Source organism: Streptomyces sp. DSM 40750 (assembly GCF_024612035.1).
Lineage (GTDB): Bacteria > Actinomycetota > Actinomycetes > Streptomycetales > Streptomycetaceae > Streptomyces.
This window is the reverse complement of record NZ_CP102513.1, coordinates 978,462-1,002,058: the sequence shown is the minus strand read 5'-3', so window position 1 is coordinate 1,002,058 and position 23,597 is coordinate 978,462. Positions and strand designations below refer to the sequence as shown.

The following is a 23,597-nucleotide window of genomic DNA, read 5'->3' as shown; positions in this document are numbered from 1 at the left end:
GCGACGTGCCCGAGGCGGGCAGCCGCTCCTGACGGCCCGCATGGGTTTCCGGTACCGGCCAGGCATGACGGGGGCGTCCGCAGGCTGATCGGATGGTGGTCAGACCTTGGGGTTTCTGCCGCAGTGATTCCTGGGAATGCCGATCCATGATCTCGTCCCGGTGGGTTCGCACGGACCACGTGGGCCAACCGCCCATGCCGTCGGGGTGGGCGTGGCCCGCCGCTGTCGCCTGCTGGACGTAGAAGTCGGGCAGGAGGTGGGCGTGGACGTCGATGAGGCCGGAGGACATGGCAAGGGGATCCCTTCTGTCGGGTCTTGTGCGGAGGCCGGGTGCCGGGGCTCGGCTCACTCCACCTGCTCGCGTCCGGCCAGCCGCACCTCTTCGCTGTCCAGGGCGGCTTGAAGCCGACGCAGCACGGTGTCGTCGATCTCTCGCTCGTCGCGAAGGCGGACGACGGTTGCGCGCTTGTGCGCGATCAGGGCGAGGCGGAGGTCGGTGTAGTGGCGGTTGTGCAGCAGGGCGGGATCGTCGTCGGTGCCCGCGCCTCTGGCCCGTACGGTTGCCAGGTGGGCCTCGTACTCCTGGCGCAGCCACTCCATGACCTTCGGGGTGGTGCCCAGTTCGGCAGCGAGTTGCGGCAGCGCTGTGATGGCCTCCTCGGTTGCCATGGTCTCGGCGAGGACGTGCTCGTCGTCGACGGAGGTGTCGCGCGGCAGCCGGGCCCAGCGCACCACGCCCGGCAGCAGCAGTCCCTGCACCACGAGGGTCACCACGATGACGCCGGAGGTGACGAAGACGATGAAGGCGCGGTCGGGGAAGGGCTCACCCGAGTCGAGGGCCTCCGGTACGGAGAGGGCCACGGCGAGCGACACCGCGCCGCGGAAGCCCGCGAACCCACTCACGACACGGGCCCGGTGACTCATTCTTCGCAACCGCTGCTCGGGACGCCGGTCGATCACGCGGATCAGGTAGGCGGAGGAGAACAGGAACGCGAACCGGACCGCGACCAGCACCGCGCTGACCACTCCGATCGCGATCAGGGCATCTCTGACGTCGGATCGGCCCAAGTGACGGAGCGCGTACTGGAGTTCCACTCCGACCAGGACGAAGAGCGCGCCGTTGATGATGAACGTGGCCAGGGGCCAGAAGGCCAGTGCCTGGCGGCGGTGCTCGGCACGGATGAGACTTGGTGCCACCTGAGCCATGATCAACCCGCTCACGACGACCGCGAGGACACCGGAGGCGTGGATCAGTTCGGCGAGCAGATATGCCGTGAACGGGGCCAGGATCATGACGAGATTGCCGAGCAGGGGATCGTCCAGGCGGCGTCGCAGGTTCATGTTGATCCAGGCGACCGCCACACCCACCGCGGCCCCGCCGCCGTACGCCAGGAGGAACAGCGCTCCGACGTGCGGCAGGGTGAGGTGCTCCTCGCCGACGGTGATACCGACCGCCAGACCGTAGATGACCAGCGCGGTGCCGTCGTTGACGAGGCTTTCCGCACGTAGCACGGTGATCTGACGGCGCGGCAGGGAGCCGGCCAGAGCGCCGACCGCTGTGGCATCGGTGGGAGCCACGGCCGCGCCCAGCGCCCACGAAGTCCGAGCGCGTGCCCTGCCACCGCCACGGCCCCTGCGGTGAGGATCACCAGGACCGTGCTGAGCAGGACGATGCCGCGCAGGTTCGTACGGATCTCCCGCATGGACGTGGTCAGGCTCTCCCAGTACAACAGCACAGGAAGGAAAAGCAACAACACCACTTCGGGCGGGAGTTGGGTCTGGCGGACGGCCGGGACGAGGCCGAGAAGCGCGCCCACGACGAGCAGCACGACGGGTGGCGCGACGCGGAAGCGCTGCCCGAGGACGTTGCCCAGCAGCACCGCCACACCCAGGGCGACGACGAGTTCGAGACCGAGCATGGCGCTTACTCCTGTGCGGGACCGGATGTCGGTGGGGGCGCAGCGGCTTCCACCGCGATCGCCATGTTCATCGGGGGACCAGCCGCAGTGTTGTCGAACGTGCGGCGACCATGGGGTTGACGTACGCGCCGCCGAAGCGGTCGTACCTGGTGCGGTACGCGGTGTCGACGCGGTCGTTGATCTCGGACTCCGCCACCTCGACGAAGGTGACGTCCTTGTCGACGCCGCCGGAGCGGATGTGCCCCTCGTGGCTCGCGCGCCACCAGCCGCCGTCCGTACCGCGGAAGGAACGGACGTACAGGTCCTCACCGTCGCGGACGACCCAGATCGGCACCGGTCCGGAGAGTATGCGAACGGAGTCGCTGTTGCGTGTGTAGGGCCGGAAGACGTGGTCAGGGGGAGTGGTGGTGAGCGGTTCGCCGACGAAAGCGGGAGGCGTACCGGCCAGCGGGCGCGGTCCCCCGCTGGTTGGTGCCGGCGCGCGCCCACCACCGCGGGGGCTTCAGGTCATGGACGCAGCAGTGCCTTGATGGCGCGCCGCTCGTCCATGGCCTTGTAACCTTCGGCGACCTCGTCCAGGGGCAGGGTGAGGTCGAAGACCTTGCCCGGGTTGATACGGCCGCTGAAGACGCGCTCGATGAGGTCGGGAAGGTAGGCCCGCACGGGGGCGGGGCCACCACGCAGCCCGACGTGGGAGAAGAAGAGCTGCTGGCCGTCGATCCGCACGTCGTGCGGCATGCCGACGAAGCCGACGTTGCCGCCGGGTCGGGTGGACAGCAGGGCCTGCTGCATCGACTCCTGCGTGCCCACGCACTCCAGCACCGAGTCGGCGCCGATACCGCTCGTCAGCTCCTTCACGCGGGCGACGCCTTCCTCGCCGCGCTCGGTGACGATGTCGGTCGCGCCGAACTCCAGGGCCAGCTTCTGCCGGGACTCGTGTCGGCTCATCGCGATGACGCGTTCGGCGCCCAGTTCCTTCGCGGCGATGACGCCGCACAGGCCGACGGCTCCGTCACCGACGACCACGGCCGTCGACCCGGGCTTGACCTCGGCCGCCCTGGCGGCGTACCAGCCGGTGCCCATGACGTCGGACAGGGTCAGCAGATCCGGGATCAGCTCCTCGGCCGGCTGCTCCGGGGTGGCGACCAGGGTGCCGTCGGCGAGGGGGACGCGGACGTACTCGGCCTGGCAGCCGTTGGGGAAGTCACGGTGCTGACAGGAGGTGTGGTAGCCGGCCCGGCAGATCGGGCAGCTGTTGTCGGAGGCGATGAAGGAGCCGATGACGAACTGGCCGGGCCGGACGGTCGTGACGTCGCGGCCGACCTCCTCGACGATGCCGACGTACTCGTGGCCGATCGGCTGCGGCTCCCTGACCGGGTTGATGCCCCGGTAGCTCCACAGGTCGGAGCCGCACACGCAGGTGGCGACGGTACGGATGACCGCGTCCGTGGGCGCCACGATCTTCGGCTCGGGGGCGTTCTCCACCCGGATGTCCCCGGGGCCGTGAATGATGGTTGCTCGCATGATGCTTCCCAGGTCTTGTCGGGTGCGTGGTGTGTCAGGGACGGGTACGGGTTCCCTTGGCGGTGCCGCCGCCGGACGGTGCGGCGCGGTACGTGGGGGGCGAGTCCGCGCTGTGGGTGGGGTGCGGGCGGTGAGCAGAGGTCTCAGCCGGACTGTTCGGCCATGCCCACCAACTCCCTGAGCTGGGTCATCGCGGTCATGGCGTTGGGCCATCCGGCGTAGGAGGCCAGATATCCAGACATACCGAATATCGCTGACGTTCGGAAAACAATGACGGACCCGAGGCCGGCAACCCCGCCTCTTCGGGTGAATGCTCTCCGAGGGCAGGTCCTGGTCGCCGGCCGCGGCATCGACCCTGCCACCATCGTACGAACCCGCAAAGGGGAGAATTCCGTCCTGGGAATGACTTGTCCAGGGGAGGAATCCTTACCCCCCCCTCGTGAAGACTGAGCGGTGCGAGACTGGCCGTCATGACCGGCGACGGCCATCTGAACGAGCTGGGAGAATTCATCAAAGCGCGGAGGGCCGAACTGAGTCCGCGCACCGTCGGCCTGCCCGACACCGGTGGCTCCCGGCGTGTGGCCGGCCTGCGCCGGTAGGAGGTCGCCCTGCTCGCCGCCATCAGCACCGACTACTACACGAGGCTGGAGCAGGGCCGCATCCAGCCGTCCGTGCCGGTGCTGGCGGCTCTCGCCCAAGTCCTCCATCTGGGCAACGACCAGCGTGACCACCTGTTCGAGCTGGCCGGCCGGCAGACGGCACGACCCCGCCGCACCAAGCCGCGCAGAAGGCGCAGCCACAGTTGCGCCGCCTGCTCGACGACCTCATTGCGACCCCCGGCATGGTGTTCGTTCGGCCGCCGTATGGACATCCTGGCGTGGAACGCTCTGGCAGTCGCTCTGCTCACCGACTTCGAGCGGGTTCCGGAGAAGAAGGGCAACTACGACCCGGCTGCTTTTCACCGACCCCGGCTTCCGGGAGCTTAGCCTCGGCTGGAGGACGGTCGCCCGGAGTTGCGTCGCCCAACTACGCATGGAGGCCGCCAGGAGCCCTGGCGCCCCCGAGTCGACCGCTTTCGTGGGCGAGCTGTCGGTGGCCGACGGGTCATCCGCGAGCGGGGCAAGCAGCGAAACCGGAGATTTACGCGACGGTGTCGGACGCTGTCCGCTTCTGGTCCGCGGCCCAGGAGGACAGGAGGCGCAGCCCGTCGTGGGACGGGGAACCGGGTTCGGCGTTCCACACGATGATGTGCTGGTCGGGGTCCGTGCCACACGTGAGCGTGTTCCAGTCAAGTGTCAGCTCGCCCACCACCGGGTGACGGAGCTTCTTGATGCCCTTGCCCCGCATCGCGACGTCATGCGCCGTCCACCACTCCCGGAACTGCGCGTCACGGGCGGAGAGCTCCTCGACCAGCGCGGTGAGGCGCTGGTCGCCGGGGTAGCGCGCGCTCTCCATGCGCAGCTGGGCGATGGCCAACCGGGTGACCTCCTCCCAGTCGGCGTACAGCTCGCGCATCCAGGGTTCGGTGAACAGCAGCCGGACGAACACGCGCTCCTGCTCCGGGTAGCGTCCGAAATCGGCCCACAGGGCGGCGGCGAGCTGGTTCCAGCCCAGGATGTCGGTGCGCCGGCCGATGACGAAGGCCGGGGAGGCGGTGAGATCGTCCAGCATGCGCTGCAACTGCCTATCCACCTGCTGGCGGTCGCCTGACGCAGTCGGCCGCACTCGCTCTTTCGCCGCGAGGTCGAAGAGGTAGGTGCGCTGGTCGTCGTTCAGGCGGAGCGACTGGGCGATTTCGTTCAGGAGGGGGGCCGACGCCTGGAGACGGCCCTGCTCGATTCGCGTGTAGTACTCGGTGCTGATCGAGGCGAGAAGGGCCACTTCCTCACGGCGCAGACCGCTCACACGCCGCCGTTGCCCTCCGCGGAGTCCGACCTCGGAAGGACTGACCTCGGCACGGCGGGCCTTGAGGAACTCACCCAGCTCGTTCAGATGAGGGTTGCGATTCATGATTTGCAGCCTGGCACAAATGCTCGGCGGTTGTGAGGGGGGAAGTCCTGCCCATGTCGGCTCGGCTCGTGTGTGAGATTTGTATCGGTTTCGACCCATACGGCAGCAGGCGGAAGCGGAAGAGGACTCGGCGGCCCGGAGTACGTACCGGGCCGCCGAGAGATCACACAGCTGTGGCGTCAGCCCAGTGCCTTGACGAGCTCCTGGGCAAGCGGGACCGCCGAGCCCGGGTTCTGGCCGGTGTACAGGGTGCGGTCGGTCTCGACGTGTGGGGCGAACGGCTCGGTCTCGCGGTAGTCCGCGCCGAGTTCGTTGACGAGACGGTCCTGCAGCAGCCACTTCGCGCGGTCCGCGAGGCCGTTCAGCTTCTCCTCGGCGTTGGAGAGGCCGGTCAGACGGTAGCCGGCGAACGGGGACGTCCCGTCGGGACCGATGGTGGCAAGCAGCGCCGCGGGGCCGTGGCACACCAGCGACACCGGCTTGCCCGAAGCGAGCCACTCGGTGAGCAGCCTGCCGGACTCGGCGTTGTCGGGCAGGTCTTCCATCGGGCCCCAGCCGCCGGGGTAGAAGACAGCCACGTAATCGTTGATGTCCACGTCCTCGATGCGCATCGGGCGCGCCAGCTCGGTTGCCTCGCGCAGGGCGGTGCGCATGCGCTGCGCGCCTTCCTCGCCGCCGTTGAACTCCGCGGTGAGGCTGAGCGCGTCCGCTGTGGGCGGTACACCGCCGGGTGTCGCCGCCGCGATCGCGAATCCGGCCTCCTTGAAGACCTGGTACGGGCCGATGGCTTCCTCGGCCCAGAAGCCGGTCGGCTGCCGGGTTCCGTCTGCCAGCGTCCAGTGGTCGGACGCGGTGATCACGAAGAGGATCTTCGCCATGGGTGGGTCTCCCTGGGGTGGTCTCAGCCCTTGAGGGCTTCCTGGAGGATGTGGCTGTCGGCGGCCTGCCGCATGCTGACGGCCTGGCCGTCACGGACGGTCCACAGGTGGATGAACCGGACGTCGGCCTTGTCCCCGGTCTTGGTCTCGGCGTGGTAGTGCCCGAACACGAAGACGTGGCCTTCGTCGTCCGCGTAGAACTCCTCGGGCCCCGCGCCGAAGGACGCGATGTTCGGCATCGGCGTGCCGAAGAAGTCCTTCGCCACGCTGTCCCAGCCGTGGTAGACGCCGCTGTTCGGAAAGCCCGGGGTGATGTCCCAGACGAAGTCCGGGGCCATGACCTCCTTGGTGACCTCGGGCGCCATTCGGGATGCGTAGACCCGGCGGATGAGGGCGAGGTCGGGGGAGTCGGACATGACGTGCTCCTTGCGGGGACGGGGGGAATCGGATACGGGAGAAGAAGGCCTTGTGATCAGGCGGGGAGGGCGGCCCGCCCGGCTCGGAAGATCGCGGCCTGGCGCGCGACGCGCGCACCCAGGTGCTCCGCGGTGGCGATGTCCGACTTGTGGACCGCTTCCGGTCCGGCATCGGTCGGGCTCTGGGCGCCGGCGCCCATGAAGAAGCCCAGCCGGTTGATGTCGTCCTCGCTGCCCGTGGTGGAATCCCAGCCCGGCAGCAGACCCAGGCTGATCCAGTGCATGCCGTGCTGGGCGGCCAAGGTGGCGAAATAGCCCAGGGTGGACGACTTGTCGCCGCTCTTGGCACCGGAGTTGGTGAAGCCCGCGGCGAGCTTGTCCACCCAGACATGGGAGAACCAGCGCCTGCTGCTGGCCTCGGCGAACGCGTGGAAGGCCGCGGAGGCGGTACCCATGTACGTGGCGGCACCGAAGATGATCGCGTCGGCGGCGTCCAGCCGCGCCCACTGCTCGTCGGTGATGGTGTCGACGGAAATCGAGACCACCTCGGCGCCGGCTCCCGCTGCGCCACGCGCCACGGCTTCGGCGACGACCGCAGTGTGGCCGTAGCCCGAATGGAAGGCAATGGCGATTGTGGGGCGGCCGGAATGGGGCATGGTGATCGGTCTCCTCGAATGTATTTGCTCAGTTCGTGACCAAGCTTTGCACCGGAAGAGCGCGCTGTGAGGGGGAAGAAAATTTCCCCTCCCTACCGTTCTCCAGGTAAGCGGTTCTCCCCTTCGGGGGCTGCGGAAAGGTGCGACCGCGGGAATTGACCTGCGTGCCGGTTACGGGGGCGGGGCACGGTTGCTGTGCAACCGGCTGTCGGTCTTCGCCGGAGACTTCTGCCTGGCCCTCGCCGAGCGCATCGCCGCCGACCGGTAGGGCCCCGGCAGGCGGGAGTGCCTCTCCGGCTGCGTGCCGAGCAAGCCAGTTGCGCGCTGCGCTGGTCCAGCGGGGCAGTACGAGCGTACGAAGATGCCCTGGCGGAGGGCGGGCACCACCGCTGCCCTCCGCCAGGGCATCGCTTCGGTTCCTGCGCCTGGATGGATGACCTCGAACCGTGCCGAAGCAGTACCCGGCTCAGTGGTCGTGGCCCCAGGTCTCGGCGGTACTAAAGGACAGCAAAGAACTCCACCATTTTAGTGATCGCTTGATCCACGTACTCGGGCACGTCGTACATCGCGATATGAGTCGCACCTTCGACGACGAACAACTCCTTCGGCCCCTTGGAAAGCTCGTACGCCTGGTCGCTGAACACCTTTGTGTCTGCCTTGCTCCCTACGACGAGGAGCATCGGTTGGGTCAGCAATGTTGGAATTTGGTCGAACGCCGAGAAGGCGAACATCTTGTCCATGCTGGTCAGCAGGAAGCGGCCCTTGGAATTGGGATGTCGACCTCGGGGCGTCCTGTAGTAGTCGTATCCTTCACGCAGGAGGTCCGGTGTGTTTTCGTCGATCTCCTCCAGCGTTTCTGGAACAAACGTGGCGTAGAGAGGTGTGCCTCCCCTCGCTTCCGCCGTGCGCTGTTTGGCAACCATCTCCAGCGTGCCGATCTGCTCGGCCACCGGGGACATATGTCCCAGAAAGCCTCTGGAACCTTCGCCCATGGGAGCTGCGCTGACGGTGGCTACTGCCTTGAAGCGGCGTTCGGTCTGTGCTGCGCTGATTGCGTAGCCGCCCCCGGCGCAAATGCCAAAAACTCCTATTCGTTCGGAGTCGACGAACGGAAGAGTGGTAAGAAAGTCGGCTGCGCAGCGGGCGTCTTCCACTCTGGTCGCCGGGTCTTCCAAGAGGCGAGGTTCGCCGCCGCTCTCTCCCTGGTATGAGGAGTCATAAACCACGGTAACAAATCCCTGCGCAGCGAGCCTCTTGGCGTAGGCTCCGATGGTCTGTTCCTTTACTCCCCCAGCCGGATGAACGCCGACGAGGGCCGGAAATTTCTCGTCTTCCCTGAAGTTGTCCGGCAGGTGAAGGTGTCCCGAAATTTCTACTGCCTTGTTCCTGAAGGAAACAGTTTTGACCATGGTTCTTGCCCTTTTCTCGGCCTTGGTCCGCCACCGGGCGGTCCTTCCGCCATAATTCGCCGAAGCCGAGATGCTGTCTACTCATGGTGAGGGGGAAGAAACTTTCCCCTGGATGTCAGTCTCGGGGTAAGTGATTCGCCCCTGAAAGGGAGGCGCGGGCCTCCATAGAGAACTGCCGAGGGCCTCGATCATGGGATGGCAGGGCGGTGGGCTGGTCGGGGGCCGAGGTGCGCAGCCCGGCGAGGACCAGGTCGAGGTACCGCAGGTGGAGCGCGGTGGCACGTTCACCGGCGACGGGGATCCGTGCACTGAGGTGTTCGAGCAGCAACGGGATGTCGGCAGAGGTGAAGTAGGCCCGCAGTCCCCCTGCCCGGTGCGCGCCTCCCACCAGGTCATGACCTAGTGACGGGCAGCAGCGGCTTCGTGAAGCGGGTAGCTGCCGGCGGAGGCGCAGCCGCCCAGCTTCGGTCAGCAGACCGAGGCGGCTGTGTCCCCCTGCCACAGGCAGGGGGACACAGCCATGTCTATGCGAGCGGTGCCCGGCGCGCTGCTTGCGCAGAGCGTGCCGCCACTCTCTCGGCAAGAACCTTTCATGCCGTCAGGCCGGTTCAGCTCGCTGTCGAGTACAACGCGCGCGCAGCGGGCGGGCCGACGACGTTGTGGTGATGCTGCCGCTTCCCTTGAGGGAGTCAGTCGTCCGCGGCCCAGGGACTACACGGGGCCACATGTCGTGTGCGTGGCGAACGGCAGCCCGGATCGGGGAGCGGTCATCATTCGCCTTCGCAGACGCCCTCGACAGCGAACTTCTGGTACAGATGCGGGTAGGCCACGGTGCCGGCAGGGTAGCGCTCCAGGTGCGAGGCGAACTCCGGCGTGCCGAGGGCTGCACGGAGGTGCTCGGTGGATTTCCAGACCGCGACGTTGGTGAAAAGCCGGCTGCCGCCGATGCCCCGGTACAGCTGCACCGAAAGAAGGCTCCCCGACTTCTTCATGTACTCCGCGTCGTCCGCCCAGGCGGCCACCACCTCATCCTCCTTGCCTTCCGGGGCGACAAACGTGTTGATAATGGTGACCGGGCCGGCCTTCTCCTTCTGCTGGTCGCGGAATTGGGTGGACTCGTCGAGGTGGCCGAAACTAAGCATGATTTCTCCATGAACTCGAGAGGGGAAGTGGGTCTACGAACCCACAGAGATTCAAGTGATCCGGGACCGGGAGGTGGCCGATGTCCACCGCCAGGGAGTGTTAGTGAGAAGTGATCAACGGGCGGTCCGGGTGAGGGGCTAGCCGTGGGCCAGCCGCTGTTCGCCGCGTGGCCCCACCCATGGTGTGCTTTCAGGCGTTGTGATTGCCGAGGAAGTCGGTGATGAGCTGCAGCCATTCCTCGGTCCGCTCGAGCATCGGCAGGTGGCCGGTGGCGATGTCCACGAGTTGCGCGCCGGGGATGGTCTCGGCGAGGTGGCGGTGCAGGGCGGTGGAGGTGAGCCGGTCGTCGGTGGTCGAGATGACCAGGGTCGGGACCTTGATGGCGGCGAGGTCGTCCCGGACATCGACCTGGCCGACAAGGTCGGTCTGTTCGGAGCTGCCGTCGGCCGCGGTGGCGGCGACGTAGCCGAGGGTCTGCCGCAGTTGCTCGGTCGGCATGGACTCCAGCGCCTGGGTGCCGAGGGCCATCAGGAGCTGGAACTCGGCGAGCAGCTCGCGGTCGCCGGACGCGGCGATCTTGCTCCAGACCGAGGAGGCGAGAGCGAGCCGGTTGTCGCGGTGCGGGAAGGCGGCGGTCAGGACGAGTGCGGTGACGCGCTGGGGGTGGCGGGCGGCGGCTCGGATGGCGACCGGGCCGCCGAGGGAGAAGCCGGACACGGCGAAGCGGTCGAGGCCCTCGGCGTCGGCGGCGGCGATGAGCTGGTCGGCGAGGTCGTCGACGGACAGCGGGGCGGTGGAGCGGGGGGTGTCGCCGCTGCCGGGGTAGTCGATGCCGACGACGGTGTGGCGGGCGGCGAGAGCTTCCAGGACGGGGCCGTAGGTGCCGGCCAGGCTGCTGCCGGCACCGTGGGCGAGGAGTAGGCCGGGGCCGGAACCGAGGCGCGTACGGGCGAACGTGGGTGCGAGCAGGTTGCGAGGTGACATGGTCATCCGCCTTTCGAATATGCACGTCACGCAAGAATCATCCAGTGCGTGTGATTACTCTCAAAGGTTTATCACACGCCATGTATGATTCGGATCGAGTTGTGACCTCAATCACACTCGATGTATGATTTGCCGGTAGGGTGGCGGCATGAAGCAGCCCCTCCATCGCCGTCTGCCGACCCCGGGCAACCCGCGCGTGCAGCGCACCCGCAACCGCGTGCTGGCCGTCGCGCGAGAACTGCTGCCTCAGGTCGGACCGGCCGGCCTGACCTATGCCCTGCTGGCCGAGCGGGCAGAGGTCACCCGCCAGACCCTCTACCGGCACTGGCCCACCCGAGCCGCGCTGCTCTTCGACCTCGTCCTCGAAGGCCCCGACCTCGGCACCTATCCCGAACCGGGCAGCGACGTGGGCGCCGTGGCCACCGCCTGGCTGAAGAGCCTGCGCGCCGGGGTCAGCGTGCCGGCCGTGCGAACCGCGGCTCTGGCCATCACCGCCCAGGCCGACCACGACCCCGACAGTGCTCGGGCACTCGTCCGCATCGGCGAAGACCGCTACGCCGGTTTCAACAGGCTGCTGGCGCCTTCGGGCGTCGAGATCAGCGAAGACGAGTTCACCCTGCTGTACGGGCCCGTCCTCGCACGGCTCTTCCTCGACCGCGGCCAGGTCACCGACGCCTTCATCGACGCCGTCGTGACCCAGTGGCTCACCATGCTGCGGCGTGCCGACACACCGCAGGACTCCCAGCAGTAGTCGAGCCACGCCGTCCCGCTGCCGAGCGCTACCGCACACCCTGCATGGCCGCCGTCAAGCGCCCGCGTCCGCACGTGGAGCGCCGCCAGTACTCCTGGACGTGCTCGCCGACGTCGGTTGGCCCAGCCGGTGTGGTCGACCACCGACCTGAGCGAGGCCCTGCACCGGAACAAGCAGGACAACATCCGCATTGTTGAATCGCCGCTTCACCTGCACCCGGTCACGGCGGACGCACCCAAGAGCTGACCCACCTACTCCTGACGGACCGTCTGAATAACACCTGAGTCCGGAAGAAGCAGGAGACCGCTGCAGGCAGTGGGCGCCAGCCCGGCGATTGGCTTCATGGAAGCTTCATGCGCTCCGTGGTACGTGCTTTATGAGGCGGCTGTTGTCTGGCGGTCATGCACGTACTCCTCGTCCCGCCGGTGGACAGCGTTGATCACCCTGCTGTTCGGCACCTGACTACGGCGGTTGACACCGCGCTGTCCGGTTCCGTTGTGATCGGCGCGTTCCTTCGTCCGGATTCGGCCAGGCGGGTGGACTCCGTTGGGCAGGCGGTCGGTGATGACGTGCTGCATGAAGGAACCGCCGGCTAGTTCACGGTGTGGAGCCGGCTGCCGGCCGGCGCGGCCACGTCGGCGCTGTGGGGTTCCCACGCATGAGTGCCGGATCGATCTGCCGGCGGCGACTGGCCCGGCCGAGGAGCGCCTTACCCGCTTGCGCTCCCCGATCGGCCTGGACCGCGCGCACACCCGCGCGTGGAGGCAGCGGTCTCCCTCACGGCGGGGACCATCGCCGTCCCGCGCAGGCCCTGCCCGGCCTGGCGACGGCGCCGTGACGCACCCACATACGACCTGACTCGCACACAGAATGAAGAGGGCAACTGGCAATGAACCTGCTACGGAACATCTCGCGTCGAAGGATGATCGAAGGGGCATCGGCCGCAGCGCTTGTCACGGCGGCGGCGGCCACGGTGCCGGCCGCCATGGCTGCTCCGGAGGCGGCACCGTCCGGCCCGGGGCTGCCGAAGGGCAACTGGCGTATCGACACCCACGCGCACTACGCACCCGACGTGTACAACGACTACCTGAAGCGCTATGGCTTGCTCGGCGCCATTACCGGGGCGTACGGTCCGTGGTCGGTCGATCGGCACCTGGCCTTCATGGACCAGTACCGGATTCAGGCCAGCGTCCTGTCGTTCGGCGACCTCCAGGTCACCGTCGGCCCGATCGACGACCGGCGTGCCACCGCCCGCGCGGTCAACGACTACGCCCGCGACCTCGTGCAGACCCGTGGTGACCGGTTCGGAATCTTCGCGGTCACTCCGATGCCCGACATCGAGGGCTCGGTGGCCGAGGTGGACCGCGCGCTCGGCGAACTGGATCTCGACGGCATCTGTCTGCTCACCAACTACAAAGGCACCTACCTGGGGGACCCTTCATTCGCGCCTCTGTACGAGATCCTCAATGACCGCGGTGCCTACGTCTACGTCCACCCGACGGGTCCGGAGGCGAACCCGGCTCCGAAGCTCTGCTTCGGCCCCGACATCCCGGCCGGGAACAACGTCTTCGAGTACACCTTCGACGCGACCCGTGCGATGACGAGCCTGATCTACAACGGTGTGTTGCGGGACTACCCGAACATCCGCTGGCACTTCACGCACTGCGGCGGGGCGCTGCCGTTCCTGGCCTACCGGCTCGCGACCCGGCACTCGGCCTTCCCGCCGTTCAACGAAGTGCTGCCGGAAGGCCCCCTCACCTACATCTCGCGGATGTACTTCGACGACGCACAGGCGTTCACCGCCGCGCAGTTGCAGCCGCTGTCGTCGCTGGTGCCCGCCGACCACATCATGTTCGGCAGCGACTGGCCGGCGACCCGCCACCTCTACGCGGCCGACAACGTCGAGACGATGCCCTTCCTCAAGGGCAGCCTGCCGCTTCTCAAGGCAGGCGATCCCGAACCGACCGTGGACGAGATCTACAGCCGGCGCCAGCGGATCGCTCTCGAGCGGACCAACGCCCTTGAGCAGTTCCCGAAGCTGCGGGCGCGTATACGCCGCGCCGGCTCGCGCTGAGCCGCGACCGCACGCCAAGCCCGCCGTCCCGCCCCGCCGCCCGCCGCCCCGCCGACGAGGCGCGGGCGGCGCTCTAGGCAAGGGTCAGCGCCGGCCGACGGAAGGGCCACCGACGGAATGAACGGCGTGAGCGCGACGCTGTGCGGCACGCTCGGCGGCCTGACCCTGGCCGGCCTCGCGGGCTTCCGGCCGGCCCAGAGTGCCCTGGCCGCCGGCCCGCCGGAGTCACGCTCGCCTGTCGCCTACGCCCGCTGCGACATCTTCTGCATGCCCGGCACCGCGGAGCGCGGTCACCATGGATGCCATGGCCGCGGGCGAGCCCGTCGTCGCGGCCGACGCGATGGCCCTGCCGCACCTGGTCCACCCCGGCCGCAACGGCTACCTCTTCCCGACCGGTGACGTGCGCGCCCCCGCCGACCGCCTCATGGAGCTGCTCGACGACCCGGGCGGCACGGCGTCGGATGGGCGAGGCCGGGAGATCGCCACCGGCCACGACATCCACCGTACGCTGGCCGCGTTCGAGGCCTTCTCCCTCCATGCCGCCGGTCACCCGCGGCCACGACGGCCCTCCCCTTCCCACTTCGGCGATGGAAAGCGAGCACGATGAGTACGCAGCGCGTTCTGGTCGTCGATGACGAACCCAAGATCCGCATGACCGTGCGCGGCTACCTGGAGGCGGACGGGTTCCACGTCGTCGAAGCCGCGGACGGACCGTCCGCCCTGCAGTCCGTCACCCGCGACCGGCCGGACCTCGTGGTGCTCGATGTGATGCTCCCCGGGCTGGACGGATTCCAGGTCCTGCGCCGCATCCGGGAGGCGAGCCAGATCCCGGTGATCATGCTCACCGCCCGGGACGAGGAGGTCGACCGGCTGATCGGCTTCACCACCGGCAGCGACGACTACGTCACCAAGCCGTTCAGCCCCCGCGAACTGGCCCTGCGCGTGCGCGCCATCCTGCGGCGCACCGACAGCCGCCCCGAGGCGGCCCACGAGGACGACATGCTGCGCTTCGACGGACTGACTGTCGATCCCGGGACACGGACCGTCCTCGTCGACGCCGACCGGACGGTGGAGCTGTCCGCCCTCGACTTCGATCTGCTGCTCGCGCTGGCCCGGGCCCCTGGGCGGGTCTTCACCCGGCGCGGACTGCTGACCCAAGTATGGGGCGAGGACTTCTTCGGTGACGAGCGCGTCGTGGACGTACACATCCGCACTCTGCGGCGCGCGCTGGGCGACGACGCGAGCACACCCCGGTTCGTAGGTACCGTCCGCACCATCGGTTACCGGTTCATCGGGCGCCCCGCCTAGCGGCCAGGAAGGACACCGACCCATGCTTCCCGCCGGCTTCCCGGCCTGCCACAGGGGTCGTGCGCGGCTGCGCCGAATCCAGGAGCGGCTGTCGCTCCGCAACCGGCTGGTGCTCTCGCACGTCATGGTGCTCCTCCTGGCCCTGCTGGCCATGGCGGCAATCAGCGCGCTGATCGAGGTGTGGCTCGGGTTCGACGACGTCGAAGGCGACGTGGTCCTGCAGATCGGCCTCCTGTTCGGAGTGGCCGCGGCCTTCCCGGCGTCCGTCGCCCTGTCCCGGTTTCTGCTGCGTCCGCTCGACCGGGTGCGCGCAGCCACGCGCCGGCTCGCCGAGGGGCACTACGACGACATCCTCGAACTCCCCAGCGAGCCGGGCCTGGCAGCGCTGGTCGAAGACGTCAACACACTGGCGGCAGCCCTCGCCGACACCCAACGCCGCCGCGCCCGCCTGATCTCCGAGGTCGCCCACGAGATGCGCACCCCCATCACCCTCCTACGCGGCCAGATCGAGGGCATGGCCGACGGCATCTTCATCCCCGATGAGGCGATGTTCGCCTCCCTCGCCGACGACCTTCACCGGCTGCAGCGCCTGGCGGGCGACCTCTCCAGCCTGTCCCGGTCGGAGGAGGCCGCCTTCGATCTTCACCGCAAGCCCACCGACGTGGCCACGCTGGCGCGGGCCACGGCCGAGCGACTGCGCCCCCAGTACGACGACCAGAGGGTGACCCTCGCGGTGGACGCAGGCACACCCGTCGTCGCCTTCTGCGACCCGGACCGGATCACCCAGGTCCTGGTGAACCTGCTCGGCAACGCACTGGCCGCATGCGATCGGTACGGACAGGTGGCGCTGTCCGTGCACACCGGACCGTCTCCCGTGCACCGCGTGATCGTCCGCGTCACGGACGACGGCATCGGCATCGCCGAACACGACCTCGAACGCATCTTCCACCGCTTCGAACGCCTTGATCATCCCGGCCGACCCGCTGCCGTCGGCGGCAGCGGCATCGGCCTGACCATCGCGCGGGGCATCGCCCGAGCCCACGGCGGAGACATCACCGCGCAATCCGCCGGGCTGGGCAAGGGAGCAACGTTCACCTTGCGCCTACCGCAGGAACCCGCCCCCGAGGGCGGCATGCCTCAGGTCTCCCGCTGACTCCATCGACACATCGACCTCGGAGCGGCGGTGACGAGCAGGTCGCGGCCGTGAAGGACGCCGAGCAGTGCGCTCGATGCGCGTCGCCGAGTTCGGAGACGGCGAGGGCCCGTGCGGCTGCCGCGGCGCGTGACACGGTCGGCGTCCCGGGAATCGCCCGGTCCGCGGACTGCCCGACGTTGCCGCTCCCTTCGGAGGTTCGGGCGGAACACGGCGTGCACACGGTCCGGCGCCCGCTGTCGGCGTACGCCGATGCGGATGTGGCGCCCTGGGACCGGTCAGGCGAACGCCAGCCGGATGTGCCCGGCGCCGTGTTCGCGCTCCTGCCCGTCGGGCAGGACAGTTGGTGTACTGCCTCGCAGCAGCCCGCCGTGCAGCGTCACTGCCTCTCCGCCGCGACGCTCATTTTGACGCTCCGCGGCACGGCAGATCTCAATCGCGCAGCGTCTCACAGTGAGACTCCTCCCTCGGATGCCCTCCGGCATGCTCAGGACGACGCGCCAAGGCGGAGCGTGACGAGTGGGGGGGGGACATGGCGAAACAGTCGTGGGGGCACCGAGAACGGCTGCTGGCCATGGGCGGGTTCGGGGTCCTGCTGGCGGTGTGCGGTGTGGTGGCGACGGTGGCGGGTGCCCCGGCCGGTCCCGGAGTCGCCCTCACGGGTGCCGTACTCGGCTGTTGGGAGGCGTGCGGCCTGTGGCTGGGGAACGCCTGGACCCAGGGAGCGAGGAAGGGCACACGACGCTGACGGCGTCCACCCGCCGGACCGGGCCCTGTCGGCGTCACGTCACTTCCCGGTGTCACGTCACCTTCCGGTGTCACGTCACCTTCCGGTGTCACGTCACCTTCCGGCGTCACCCCTTCTCCGGCCCCAGCCGGATCCCGAACGCCGTGATCTTGCGGTAGATCGTCGCCCGGGAGATCCCCAGCGCCTTCGCCGCCTTCGCCTTGTCTCCGCCGTGGTCGAGGAGGGACTGGACGATCAGGTCGCGTTCCGTGGACTCCCAGGCGGACAAGGGGTGTTGAGCCTGGGAGAGAAGGGACGGCGGGAGGTCGGACTCCTCGATCAAGGGGCCCGAACGGTGCGCCTGCGCGTAGCGGAGCGAGCCGTCGAGTTGGCGGACGTTCCCTGGCCAAGGCGCCCGGGACAGGGCCCGCAACGCGTCGTCCGTACACCGGACGCCTCCGCTGTCGCCACCATGCCGGGCCAGCAGGCAGGCCACGAGCGCGGGGATGTCGGCCGTACGGTGTCGCAGCGGCGGGACGGTGACCTCGGCCCCGAACCGCGCCCGCACCGCGGCGACGGGATCCGCCTGCCGAGACGCGGCCACCCTGTCGGCATCCGGCAGCGCTTCGGCACCCGCGCCGGGCAGCCTGGGCCGGTCATGGGTGAGCAGCGCGGCCACCCAGCCGGAGCGCCCGGCCGTGGTGCGCAGCACCCCGTCGAGCTGTCCGAGTACGTGCGCGGACAGCAGATCGAGATGCCGGAGCACCACCGTGCCGCGGTCCTCGGCGAGATCCTGGAAGACGGCTCGCAGCCACGGCGCCGCGCCGCCCCTCGCGTCCGCCGCGTCGTGCACGCCGATCGGCGCCGCGGGCGCCACATGCCGGTGCACGGCCCGGACCAGCGCCTGTTTGCCGGTGCCCGCTTCCCCCTCCACCAGCGTCCAGCGTCCGTGCTCGCAGTGGCGGATCAACTGGCTGATGACGCCACGGAACACGGGGCTCGAACCGCTGATGCCGGCCAACCGCGGCGGACGGACCACGGGGTGCCGGCCGGACTCGTCCCGCTCCGCGACCAGCCGCAGTTCGATGAGATACGCGGCCGGATGTCCGCCGGGCTCATCACCCTCCACCTGGCGGCCCCTCAGCTGCACGGTTCGCCCGTCGCTGAGGAGCATCCGCTGCTCGCGCAGCCCGGACGGATCGGCGGCGAGTTCCCGCAGCCGCCGGTGGTCGGCCGGGCCGAGCATCTCCGTCGCGGCCGCGTCGGCGAGCAGCAATCCGTCGGTGAGCGTGACCAGCGCCCTGCGCGAACTCTGACGGGACGTCAAGAAGGCGCGCAGTGCCGCCCGTTCGCGTTCCGAACCGATGTCGAGCAGCCGCTCCTCGATGTCGGCGGCGGCCTCCTGGACCAGCGCCACCATCAGCGGCGAGGCGGTGTGCTGCCAGGACGTCAGATCGATCAGGCCGAGCACCCGACCACTGACCGGGTTGCGGATGGGCGCCGCCGCGCACGACACCCGCTGCAGCCGTTCGGAGAAGTGCTCCGAGCCGAAGACCTGTGCCGTACGGCCGTCCTCGGCCGCGGTGCCGATGCCGTTCGTGCCCACGTACTCCTCGGCGTAGCTGAAGCCGGGCGCGAGGCTGATGTCGTCGAGATGCCGGTGCAGCGCCCGGTCGCCGGTCCTGCGCTCACGCACGCGCCCCTTGGAGTCCGTCAGGATGAGGCACATCGGGGTGCCCTGGAGCGCGTCGGAGAGCCGGTCGAGGACGGGGCGGGCGGCCGTGGCGAGCCGGGAGTGCGGGTCGAAGTCTGCGTTGTAGGGGGCCTGGATGCGGTCGGCGTCCACGCCGAAGAAGCGGGAGCGCTGCCAGGAGTCGAGGATGGGCGGGCGCACCGCGGAGGACGAGAAGTCCCCGCCCTCCAGGAACCGGGCCCGCTCACGGACGGGGTTGAGGTGCGGGATGCGACGATCCAGGCCGAGCGCGGAGACGGTGGGCGACGGCCTCGGCGTCTCCAGGGGTTCCACGGATTCCACAGGTTCCATCGGCTCTGCGCCTTCTGCCGTGCAATGACTCTCGGGGTTCCGGTATGTCCGGCACGTTAAGTCCGGGAGTGCGGTGGTGGCCATACCCGGGATGTGGCGCCCGTCTCAACTTGAGACGCGCGGCTGCCGCACCCGACCCCACGATGGGCGACGCCCCGGTCACCGACGGCAGTGCGCCGCCACGAGCGCCGGGCGAACGAGGTCCCTTCCCTCCGGTCCCGGCTGTGCCGGAGCCCGGGGGAGCCCCATCGCTGCCGAGTCAGCCGGAGGAGTATCACCCGTGAGCCGACAGAGCCTGAGCAAGGCGCACAAGAAGATCACCGAGTTGTCGTGGGATCCGACGTTCGCGACACCGGCCAACCGCTTCGCCACCGACTACCGTTTCGACAAGGCCCCCAAGAAGGACCCGCTCAAGCAGGTCCTGCGCTCCTACTTCCCGATGGAGGAGGAGAAGGACAACCGGGTCTACGGCGCGATGGACGGCGCGATCCGCGGCAACATGTTCCGCCAGGTCCAGGAGCGCTGGATGGAGTGGCAGAAGCTGTTCCTGTCCATCATCCCCTTCCCCGAGATCAGCGCGGCCCGCGCGATGCCGATGGCGATCGGCGCGGTGCCCAACCCGGAGCTGCACAACGGGCTCGCGGTGCAGATGATCGACGAGGTACGTCACTCGACGATCCAGATGAACCTCAAGCGCCTCTACATGAACCACTACATCGACCCCGCCGGGTTCGACATCTCCGAAAAGGCGTTCGCCAACTGCTACGCGGGCACCATCGGCCGGCAGTTCGGCGAGGGGTTCATCACCGGCGACGCGATCACCGCCTCCAACGTCTACCTGACGCTGGTCGCCGAGACCGCCTTCACCAACACCCTGTTCGTGGCGATGCCCGCCGAGGCCGCCGCCAACGGCGACTACCTGCTGCCCACCGTCTTCCACTCGGTCCAGTCGGACGAGTCCCGGCACATCTCCAACGGCTACTCGATCCTGCTGATGGCGCTGGCCGACGAGGACAACCGGCAGCTCCTGGAGCGCGACCTGCGCTACGCCTGGTGGAACAACCACTGCGTGGTGGACGCCGCCATCGGCACGTTCATCGAGTACGGCAGCAAGGACCGCCGCAAGGACCGCGACAGCTACGCCGAGATGTGGCGCCGCTGGATCTACGACGACTACTACCGGTCGTACCTGATCCCGCTGGAGAAGTACGGCCTGAAGATCCCGCACGACCTCGTGGAGAAGGCGTGGGACCGGATCTGGAACCAGGGCTACGTCCACAAGACCGCCCAGTTCTTCGCCACCGGCTGGCCGGTGAACTTCTGGCGCGTCGACGGCATGACCGACGACGACTTCGAGTGGTTCGAGTCCAAGTACCCGGGCTGGTACGCGGAGTACGGCGCCTGGTGGGAGGCGTACAACCGGATGCGGCATCCCGGTGCCAACAAGCCGATCACCTTCGAGGACGTCGGCTACCAGTACCCGCACCGCTGCTGGTCCTGCATGGTGCCCTGCCTGGTCCGGCAGGACATGGTGGTCGACAAGGTCGACGGTCAGTGGCGCACGTACTGCTCCGAGACCTGCGCGTGGACCGACACCACCGCGTTCCGGCCCGAGTACGAGGGCCGCCCCACCCCGTCGATGGGACGCCTCACCGGCAAGCGTGAGTGGGAGAGCTGCTACCACGGGCAGGACCTCGCCGACATCGTCAAGGACCTCGGCTATGTCCGCGACGACGGCAAGACGCTGATCCCGCAGCCGCATCTGGACCTCGACGACCCGAAGAAGCTGTGGACGCTCGACGACATCCGCGGCAACACACTCATCAGCCCCAACATGGCGCTCAACGAGATGTCCGACGAGGAGCGCGAGGCGCACGTCGCGGACTACCGCAGCCGCAGCAACATCACACCGTCGAGGCCTTGACCGAACCACAGGCAGGGGCGGCGACGAACCCGTCGCGGGGTCGCCGCCCCGGAAGGCTGGTCCTTGTGGGCGACAAGCACCGCATCCGATTCGAACCGGTCGGCATCGAGATCGAGGCCGACGAGGACGAGACCGTACTGGACGCCGCGTTCCGCCAGGGCGTCAATCTCATGCACGGCTGCAAGGAGGGCCAGTGCTCGTCCTGCAAGTCCTTTCTGCTCGACGGCGACCAGCAGATGGAGCGCTACTCCACCTTCGCGCTCGCCGACTACGAGAGCGAGGAGGGATACGTCCTGCTGTGCCGCGTGCACGCCTACGGCGACCTCCACGTCGAACTCATCAACTACGACGAGGAGATGCTCCTCTCCGGCATACCGCCACGGGAGGCCCGCACCACCGTCGCCGCGGTACAGCCCCTCACCCACGACATCGTCCGGCTCGGCCTGGTGATCGACCCGCCTGACGAACTGCCGTACCGCACCGGGCAGTACCTGGACATCCAGGTGCCCGGCACCGACCAGTGGCGGTCGTTCTCCATGGCGGGGCTGCCCGCCGAAGGGCCCGGCGGCGAACTGGAGTTCATCATCAGGCGCTACCCCGGCGGACTGTTCTCCGGGCTGCTCGGCGGCGCCCTGAACCCGGGAGACCCGCTCACGGTCAAGGGGCCCTACGGCACCTGCGTGATGCGGGACGCACCGGACCGTGACCTGATCCTGCTCGCGGGCGGCGCCGGCATGGCGCCGATCCTGGCCCAGCTGCGTGGCCTGGCCGCCACCGGCAGCGCCCGCCGCACCCGGTTCTACTACGGGGCGCGCACCCAGCGGGACCTGTTCGCGCTCGACGAGATCGCCGAACTCGGTCGCGGCCTCAGCGACTTCGCCTTCGTACCGGCCCTGTCCGAGGACGGAGCGGGCGCGTACGAGCAGGGGCTGATCACCGACGTCGTCGACCGGCACGAGGGCGATCTGTCGCAGGCCGACGCCTACCTGTGCGGCCCACCGCCGATGTGCGACGCCGCTTTCGGGCTGCTCACCGCCAAGGGCATGCCCGAGGAGCGGATCTTCCTGGACAAGTTCACCACGTCCACCGACACCTGACCCGCGGCACACACCTGATCCGCGCGCACACCCGACCTGGGCACACACCCGACCCTCCTGACCCATGCGAGGAGCCGTACGCATGACCACTCAAGCCGACAAGCCGGCCAAGGCCGAACGCAGCTTCCCCAAACCGCAGTTCACCGACGCCGAGGCGGGAGCCCTCGTCTTCCCGAGCTCCACCAGCCGCGCCTTCTCCTACTACAAGCCGCAGAAGATGCGGGCCAGCATGTACGAGGACGTCACCTTCGACGTCCAGCCCGACCCGGAGCGCCACCTGCTGCAGGGCTGGATCTACGGCTTCGCCGACGGCTCCTCGGGCTACCCGCAGGACTGGACCGCCCTCAAGTCCTCGGACTGGCACCGCTTCCTCGACCCCAACGAGGAGTGGGAGCAGACGATCTACCGCAACAACGCCAACGTCGTGCGGCAGGTCCAGCAGAACCTCGCGAACGCTCGCAAGGCCGAGGCGTACGGGCAGTGGACCCGTGCCTGGCGTACCTTCGTCGAGCGGCACGTCGGCGCGTGGATGCACGCGGAACAGGGCCTGGGCATGCACGTGTTCGTCGCGATCCAGCGCTCCGCGCCCACCAACATGCTCAACAACGCGCTCGCGGTGAACAGCGTCCACAAACTCCGCTTCGCCCAGGACCTCGCGCTGTACAACCTGGACATCGAGGAGCAGCTCGACGGCTTCGACGGCTCCGCCCACCGGGACGTGTGGCAGTCGGACCCCGCCTGGCAGGGCGTGCGGGAGAACACCGAACGGCTCACCGCCGTACAGGACTGGGCCGAGGCCCTGTTCGCCACGAACCTCGTCTTCGAGCCCCTCGTCGGCGAGCTGTTCCGCAGTCACCTCGTTCTGCAGATCGCCGCCCGCAACGGTGACTACACCACCCCGACCGTGATGGGCGCCGGCGAGAACGACTACGACCGCGACCTGCGCTACACCCGATCCCTGTTCACCCTCCTGCTCGGCGACGCCGCCCACGGCGCCGGCAACAAGCAGGTCGTCCAGGAGTGGTTGGAGCGCTGGGCGCCGGTGAGCCTCGACGCCGCACGCCGGCTGCAGCCGCTGTGGTCGCAGCCCGCCGAGAAGCCCGTCCGCTTCGAGGACAGTCTCGACCGCGCCAAGGAGCGCTTCGCCCGCCTCATCGAGGACCTGGGCCTTGAGGCACCCGCCGACCGTACGAGCGAGAGGACCGCCAAGTGACCACCGCCCCGCAGCCGTTCAGCGCCGACCGCACCTCGTCGAACATGTGCGGCGTGACGCTGATGAACAACCAGAACGGCCATGTCGTCGCCGATGTGATGCGCGCCAAGGAGAACGTCAGTGTCACCGACTACCCGTCGATGATCCGCGTCGACGGCGAGCGGGTGCTCACCTTCGACTTCGACGAGATCTCAGGCGCCCTCGGCTTCGACTTCGACGTGTCCGACTTCGAGGAGATCATGTCCACCCACTACGGGCGCATGGTCCACCTCGACGACCGCACGGTGCTCTTCGCCAACCCCGAGGACGCCGCCGAATACATCGACTTCGACCTCAGTCCCGTCGACTGACGCCCGGGAGGAGCAGC

22 protein-coding genes and 2 pseudogenes are annotated in these 23,597 nt (G+C 68.7%); 12 read left to right on the top strand and 12 right to left on the bottom strand.

What is annotated here, in order from left to right:
• Window positions 1-345: 345 nt before the first annotated feature.
• The 4 genes and pseudogenes from JIX55_RS04720 to JIX55_RS04705 form a co-directional block, all read right to left on the bottom strand.
• The gene (locus JIX55_RS04720; protein ID WP_257561956.1) at window positions 346-1,578 is read right to left on the bottom strand and encodes a Na+/H+ antiporter; all 1,233 of its coding nucleotides are present in this window, start codon (window positions 1,576-1,578) and stop codon (window positions 346-348) included.
• Window positions 1,579-1,664: 86 nt separating this feature from the next.
• A pseudogene (locus tag JIX55_RS04715) lies at window positions 1,665-1,919 on the bottom strand (cation:proton antiporter domain-containing protein); the annotation flags it as partial.
• Window positions 1,920-1,986: 67 nt separating this feature from the next.
• Window positions 1,987-2,253 carry a DUF2255 family protein gene (locus JIX55_RS04710; protein WP_257561955.1) on the bottom strand — a complete coding sequence of 89 codons (267 nt, stop codon included), beginning with the start codon at window positions 2,251-2,253 and terminating at the stop codon, window positions 1,987-1,989.
• A 173-nt stretch (window positions 2,254-2,426) separates the two neighbouring features.
• A complete protein-coding gene (locus JIX55_RS04705; protein WP_257561954.1) occupies window positions 2,427-3,443 on the bottom strand; it encodes a zinc-dependent alcohol dehydrogenase family protein in 1,017 nt (338 codons plus the stop codon).
• A 470-nt stretch (window positions 3,444-3,913) separates the two neighbouring features.
• On the opposite strand from JIX55_RS04705, the gene JIX55_RS04700 reads away from it, so the two are divergent.
• Together JIX55_RS04700 and JIX55_RS04695 are read left to right on the top strand one after the other, a co-directional pair.
• Window positions 3,914-4,042 (top strand): hypothetical protein, encoded by a 129-nt coding sequence (locus tag JIX55_RS04700; RefSeq protein ID WP_257561953.1) that lies wholly within the window; start codon window positions 3,914-3,916, stop codon window positions 4,040-4,042.
• A gap of 9 nt (window positions 4,043-4,051) precedes the next feature.
• A pseudogene (locus JIX55_RS04695) lies at window positions 4,052-4,484 on the top strand (MmyB family transcriptional regulator); the annotation flags it as partial.
• Window positions 4,485-4,583: 99 nt separating this feature from the next.
• Here the strand turns inward: JIX55_RS04695 and JIX55_RS04690 are convergent.
• From JIX55_RS04690 to JIX55_RS04660, 7 genes are all read right to left on the bottom strand, one after another.
• Complete coding sequence (locus JIX55_RS04690) at window positions 4,584-5,453, bottom strand: helix-turn-helix domain-containing protein (RefSeq protein WP_257561952.1); 870 nt, start codon at window positions 5,451-5,453, stop codon at window positions 4,584-4,586.
• 179 nt (window positions 5,454-5,632) lie between these two features.
• Complete coding sequence (locus JIX55_RS04685) at window positions 5,633-6,331, bottom strand: type 1 glutamine amidotransferase domain-containing protein (RefSeq protein ID WP_257561951.1); 699 nt, start codon at window positions 6,329-6,331, stop codon at window positions 5,633-5,635.
• A gap of 23 nt (window positions 6,332-6,354) precedes the next feature.
• Window positions 6,355-6,747 carry a nuclear transport factor 2 family protein gene (locus JIX55_RS04680; RefSeq protein ID WP_257561950.1) on the bottom strand — a complete coding sequence of 131 codons (393 nt, stop codon included), beginning with the start codon at window positions 6,745-6,747 and terminating at the stop codon, window positions 6,355-6,357.
• 56 nt (window positions 6,748-6,803) lie between these two features.
• Entirely contained in the window at window positions 6,804-7,403 is a 600-nt protein-coding gene (locus JIX55_RS04675) for a flavodoxin family protein (protein ID WP_257561949.1), read from the bottom strand.
• Between the two features lie 497 nt (window positions 7,404-7,900).
• The gene (locus JIX55_RS04670) at window positions 7,901-8,884 is read right to left on the bottom strand and encodes an alpha/beta hydrolase (RefSeq protein ID WP_257569212.1); all 984 of its coding nucleotides are present in this window, start codon (window positions 8,882-8,884) and stop codon (window positions 7,901-7,903) included.
• Between the two features lie 698 nt (window positions 8,885-9,582).
• Window positions 9,583-9,954 (bottom strand): antibiotic biosynthesis monooxygenase family protein, encoded by a 372-nt coding sequence (locus JIX55_RS04665; protein ID WP_257561948.1) that lies wholly within the window; start codon window positions 9,952-9,954, stop codon window positions 9,583-9,585.
• A gap of 190 nt (window positions 9,955-10,144) precedes the next feature.
• Window positions 10,145-10,939 (bottom strand): alpha/beta fold hydrolase, encoded by a 795-nt coding sequence (locus tag JIX55_RS04660; RefSeq protein WP_257561947.1) that lies wholly within the window; start codon window positions 10,937-10,939, stop codon window positions 10,145-10,147.
• 148 nt (window positions 10,940-11,087) lie between these two features.
• Here JIX55_RS04660 and JIX55_RS04655 point away from each other — a divergent pair, with 148 nt between their 5' ends.
• The 6 genes from JIX55_RS04655 to JIX55_RS04630 all read left to right on the top strand — a co-directional run bounded on the left by JIX55_RS04655 (window position 11,088) and on the right by JIX55_RS04630 (window position 16,973).
• The gene (locus tag JIX55_RS04655; RefSeq protein ID WP_257561945.1) at window positions 11,088-11,690 is read left to right on the top strand and encodes a TetR/AcrR family transcriptional regulator; all 603 of its coding nucleotides are present in this window, start codon (window positions 11,088-11,090) and stop codon (window positions 11,688-11,690) included.
• A 922-nt stretch (window positions 11,691-12,612) separates the two neighbouring features.
• The gene (locus JIX55_RS04650) at window positions 12,613-13,764 is read left to right on the top strand and encodes an amidohydrolase family protein (RefSeq protein ID WP_257561944.1); all 1,152 of its coding nucleotides are present in this window, start codon (window positions 12,613-12,615) and stop codon (window positions 13,762-13,764) included.
• 295 nt (window positions 13,765-14,059) lie between these two features.
• Window positions 14,060-14,371 (top strand): glycosyltransferase, encoded by a 312-nt coding sequence (locus JIX55_RS04645; RefSeq protein WP_257561943.1) that lies wholly within the window; start codon window positions 14,060-14,062, stop codon window positions 14,369-14,371.
• Complete coding sequence (locus tag JIX55_RS04640) at window positions 14,368-15,072, top strand: response regulator transcription factor (RefSeq protein ID WP_257561942.1); 705 nt, start codon at window positions 14,368-14,370, stop codon at window positions 15,070-15,072. Before JIX55_RS04645 ends, JIX55_RS04640 begins: the two co-directional genes overlap by 4 nt.
• Window positions 15,073-15,094: 22 nt before the next feature.
• Window positions 15,095-16,225, top strand: a complete 1,131-nt coding sequence (locus JIX55_RS04635) for a sensor histidine kinase (protein ID WP_257561941.1) — start codon at window positions 15,095-15,097, stop codon at window positions 16,223-16,225.
• Window positions 16,226-16,757: 532 nt separating this feature from the next.
• Window positions 16,758-16,973, top strand: coding sequence for a DUF677 domain-containing protein (locus tag JIX55_RS04630; RefSeq protein ID WP_257561940.1), 216 nt, complete (start codon window positions 16,758-16,760; stop codon window positions 16,971-16,973).
• Between the two features lie 106 nt (window positions 16,974-17,079).
• On the opposite strand, the gene JIX55_RS04625 is transcribed toward JIX55_RS04630, so the two are convergent.
• Window positions 17,080-18,996 carry a sigma-54-dependent Fis family transcriptional regulator gene (locus JIX55_RS04625; protein WP_257561939.1) on the bottom strand — a complete coding sequence of 639 codons (1,917 nt, stop codon included), beginning with the start codon at window positions 18,994-18,996 and terminating at the stop codon, window positions 17,080-17,082.
• Between the two features lie 280 nt (window positions 18,997-19,276).
• Between JIX55_RS04625 and JIX55_RS04620 the strand changes: the two genes are divergently transcribed.
• The 4 genes from JIX55_RS04620 (at window position 19,277) to mimD (ending at window position 23,580) form a co-directional block, all read left to right on the top strand.
• Entirely contained in the window at window positions 19,277-20,920 is a 1,644-nt protein-coding gene (locus JIX55_RS04620; RefSeq protein WP_257561938.1) for a methane monooxygenase, read from the top strand.
• Window positions 20,917-22,017 carry a 2Fe-2S iron-sulfur cluster binding domain-containing protein gene (locus JIX55_RS04615; RefSeq protein WP_257561937.1) on the top strand — a complete coding sequence of 367 codons (1,101 nt, stop codon included), beginning with the start codon at window positions 20,917-20,919 and terminating at the stop codon, window positions 22,015-22,017. The genes JIX55_RS04620 and JIX55_RS04615 overlap by 4 nt, the downstream gene beginning before the upstream one ends.
• Before the next feature lie 82 nt (window positions 22,018-22,099).
• Complete coding sequence (locus JIX55_RS04610; protein ID WP_257561936.1) at window positions 22,100-23,230, top strand: aromatic/alkene monooxygenase hydroxylase subunit beta; 1,131 nt, start codon at window positions 22,100-22,102, stop codon at window positions 23,228-23,230.
• Window positions 23,227-23,580 carry a propane 2-monooxygenase effector subunit MimD gene (gene mimD / locus JIX55_RS04605; protein WP_257561935.1) on the top strand — a complete coding sequence of 118 codons (354 nt, stop codon included), beginning with the start codon at window positions 23,227-23,229 and terminating at the stop codon, window positions 23,578-23,580. The genes JIX55_RS04610 and mimD overlap by 4 nt, the downstream gene beginning before the upstream one ends.
• Window positions 23,581-23,597: the final 17 nt, after the last annotated feature.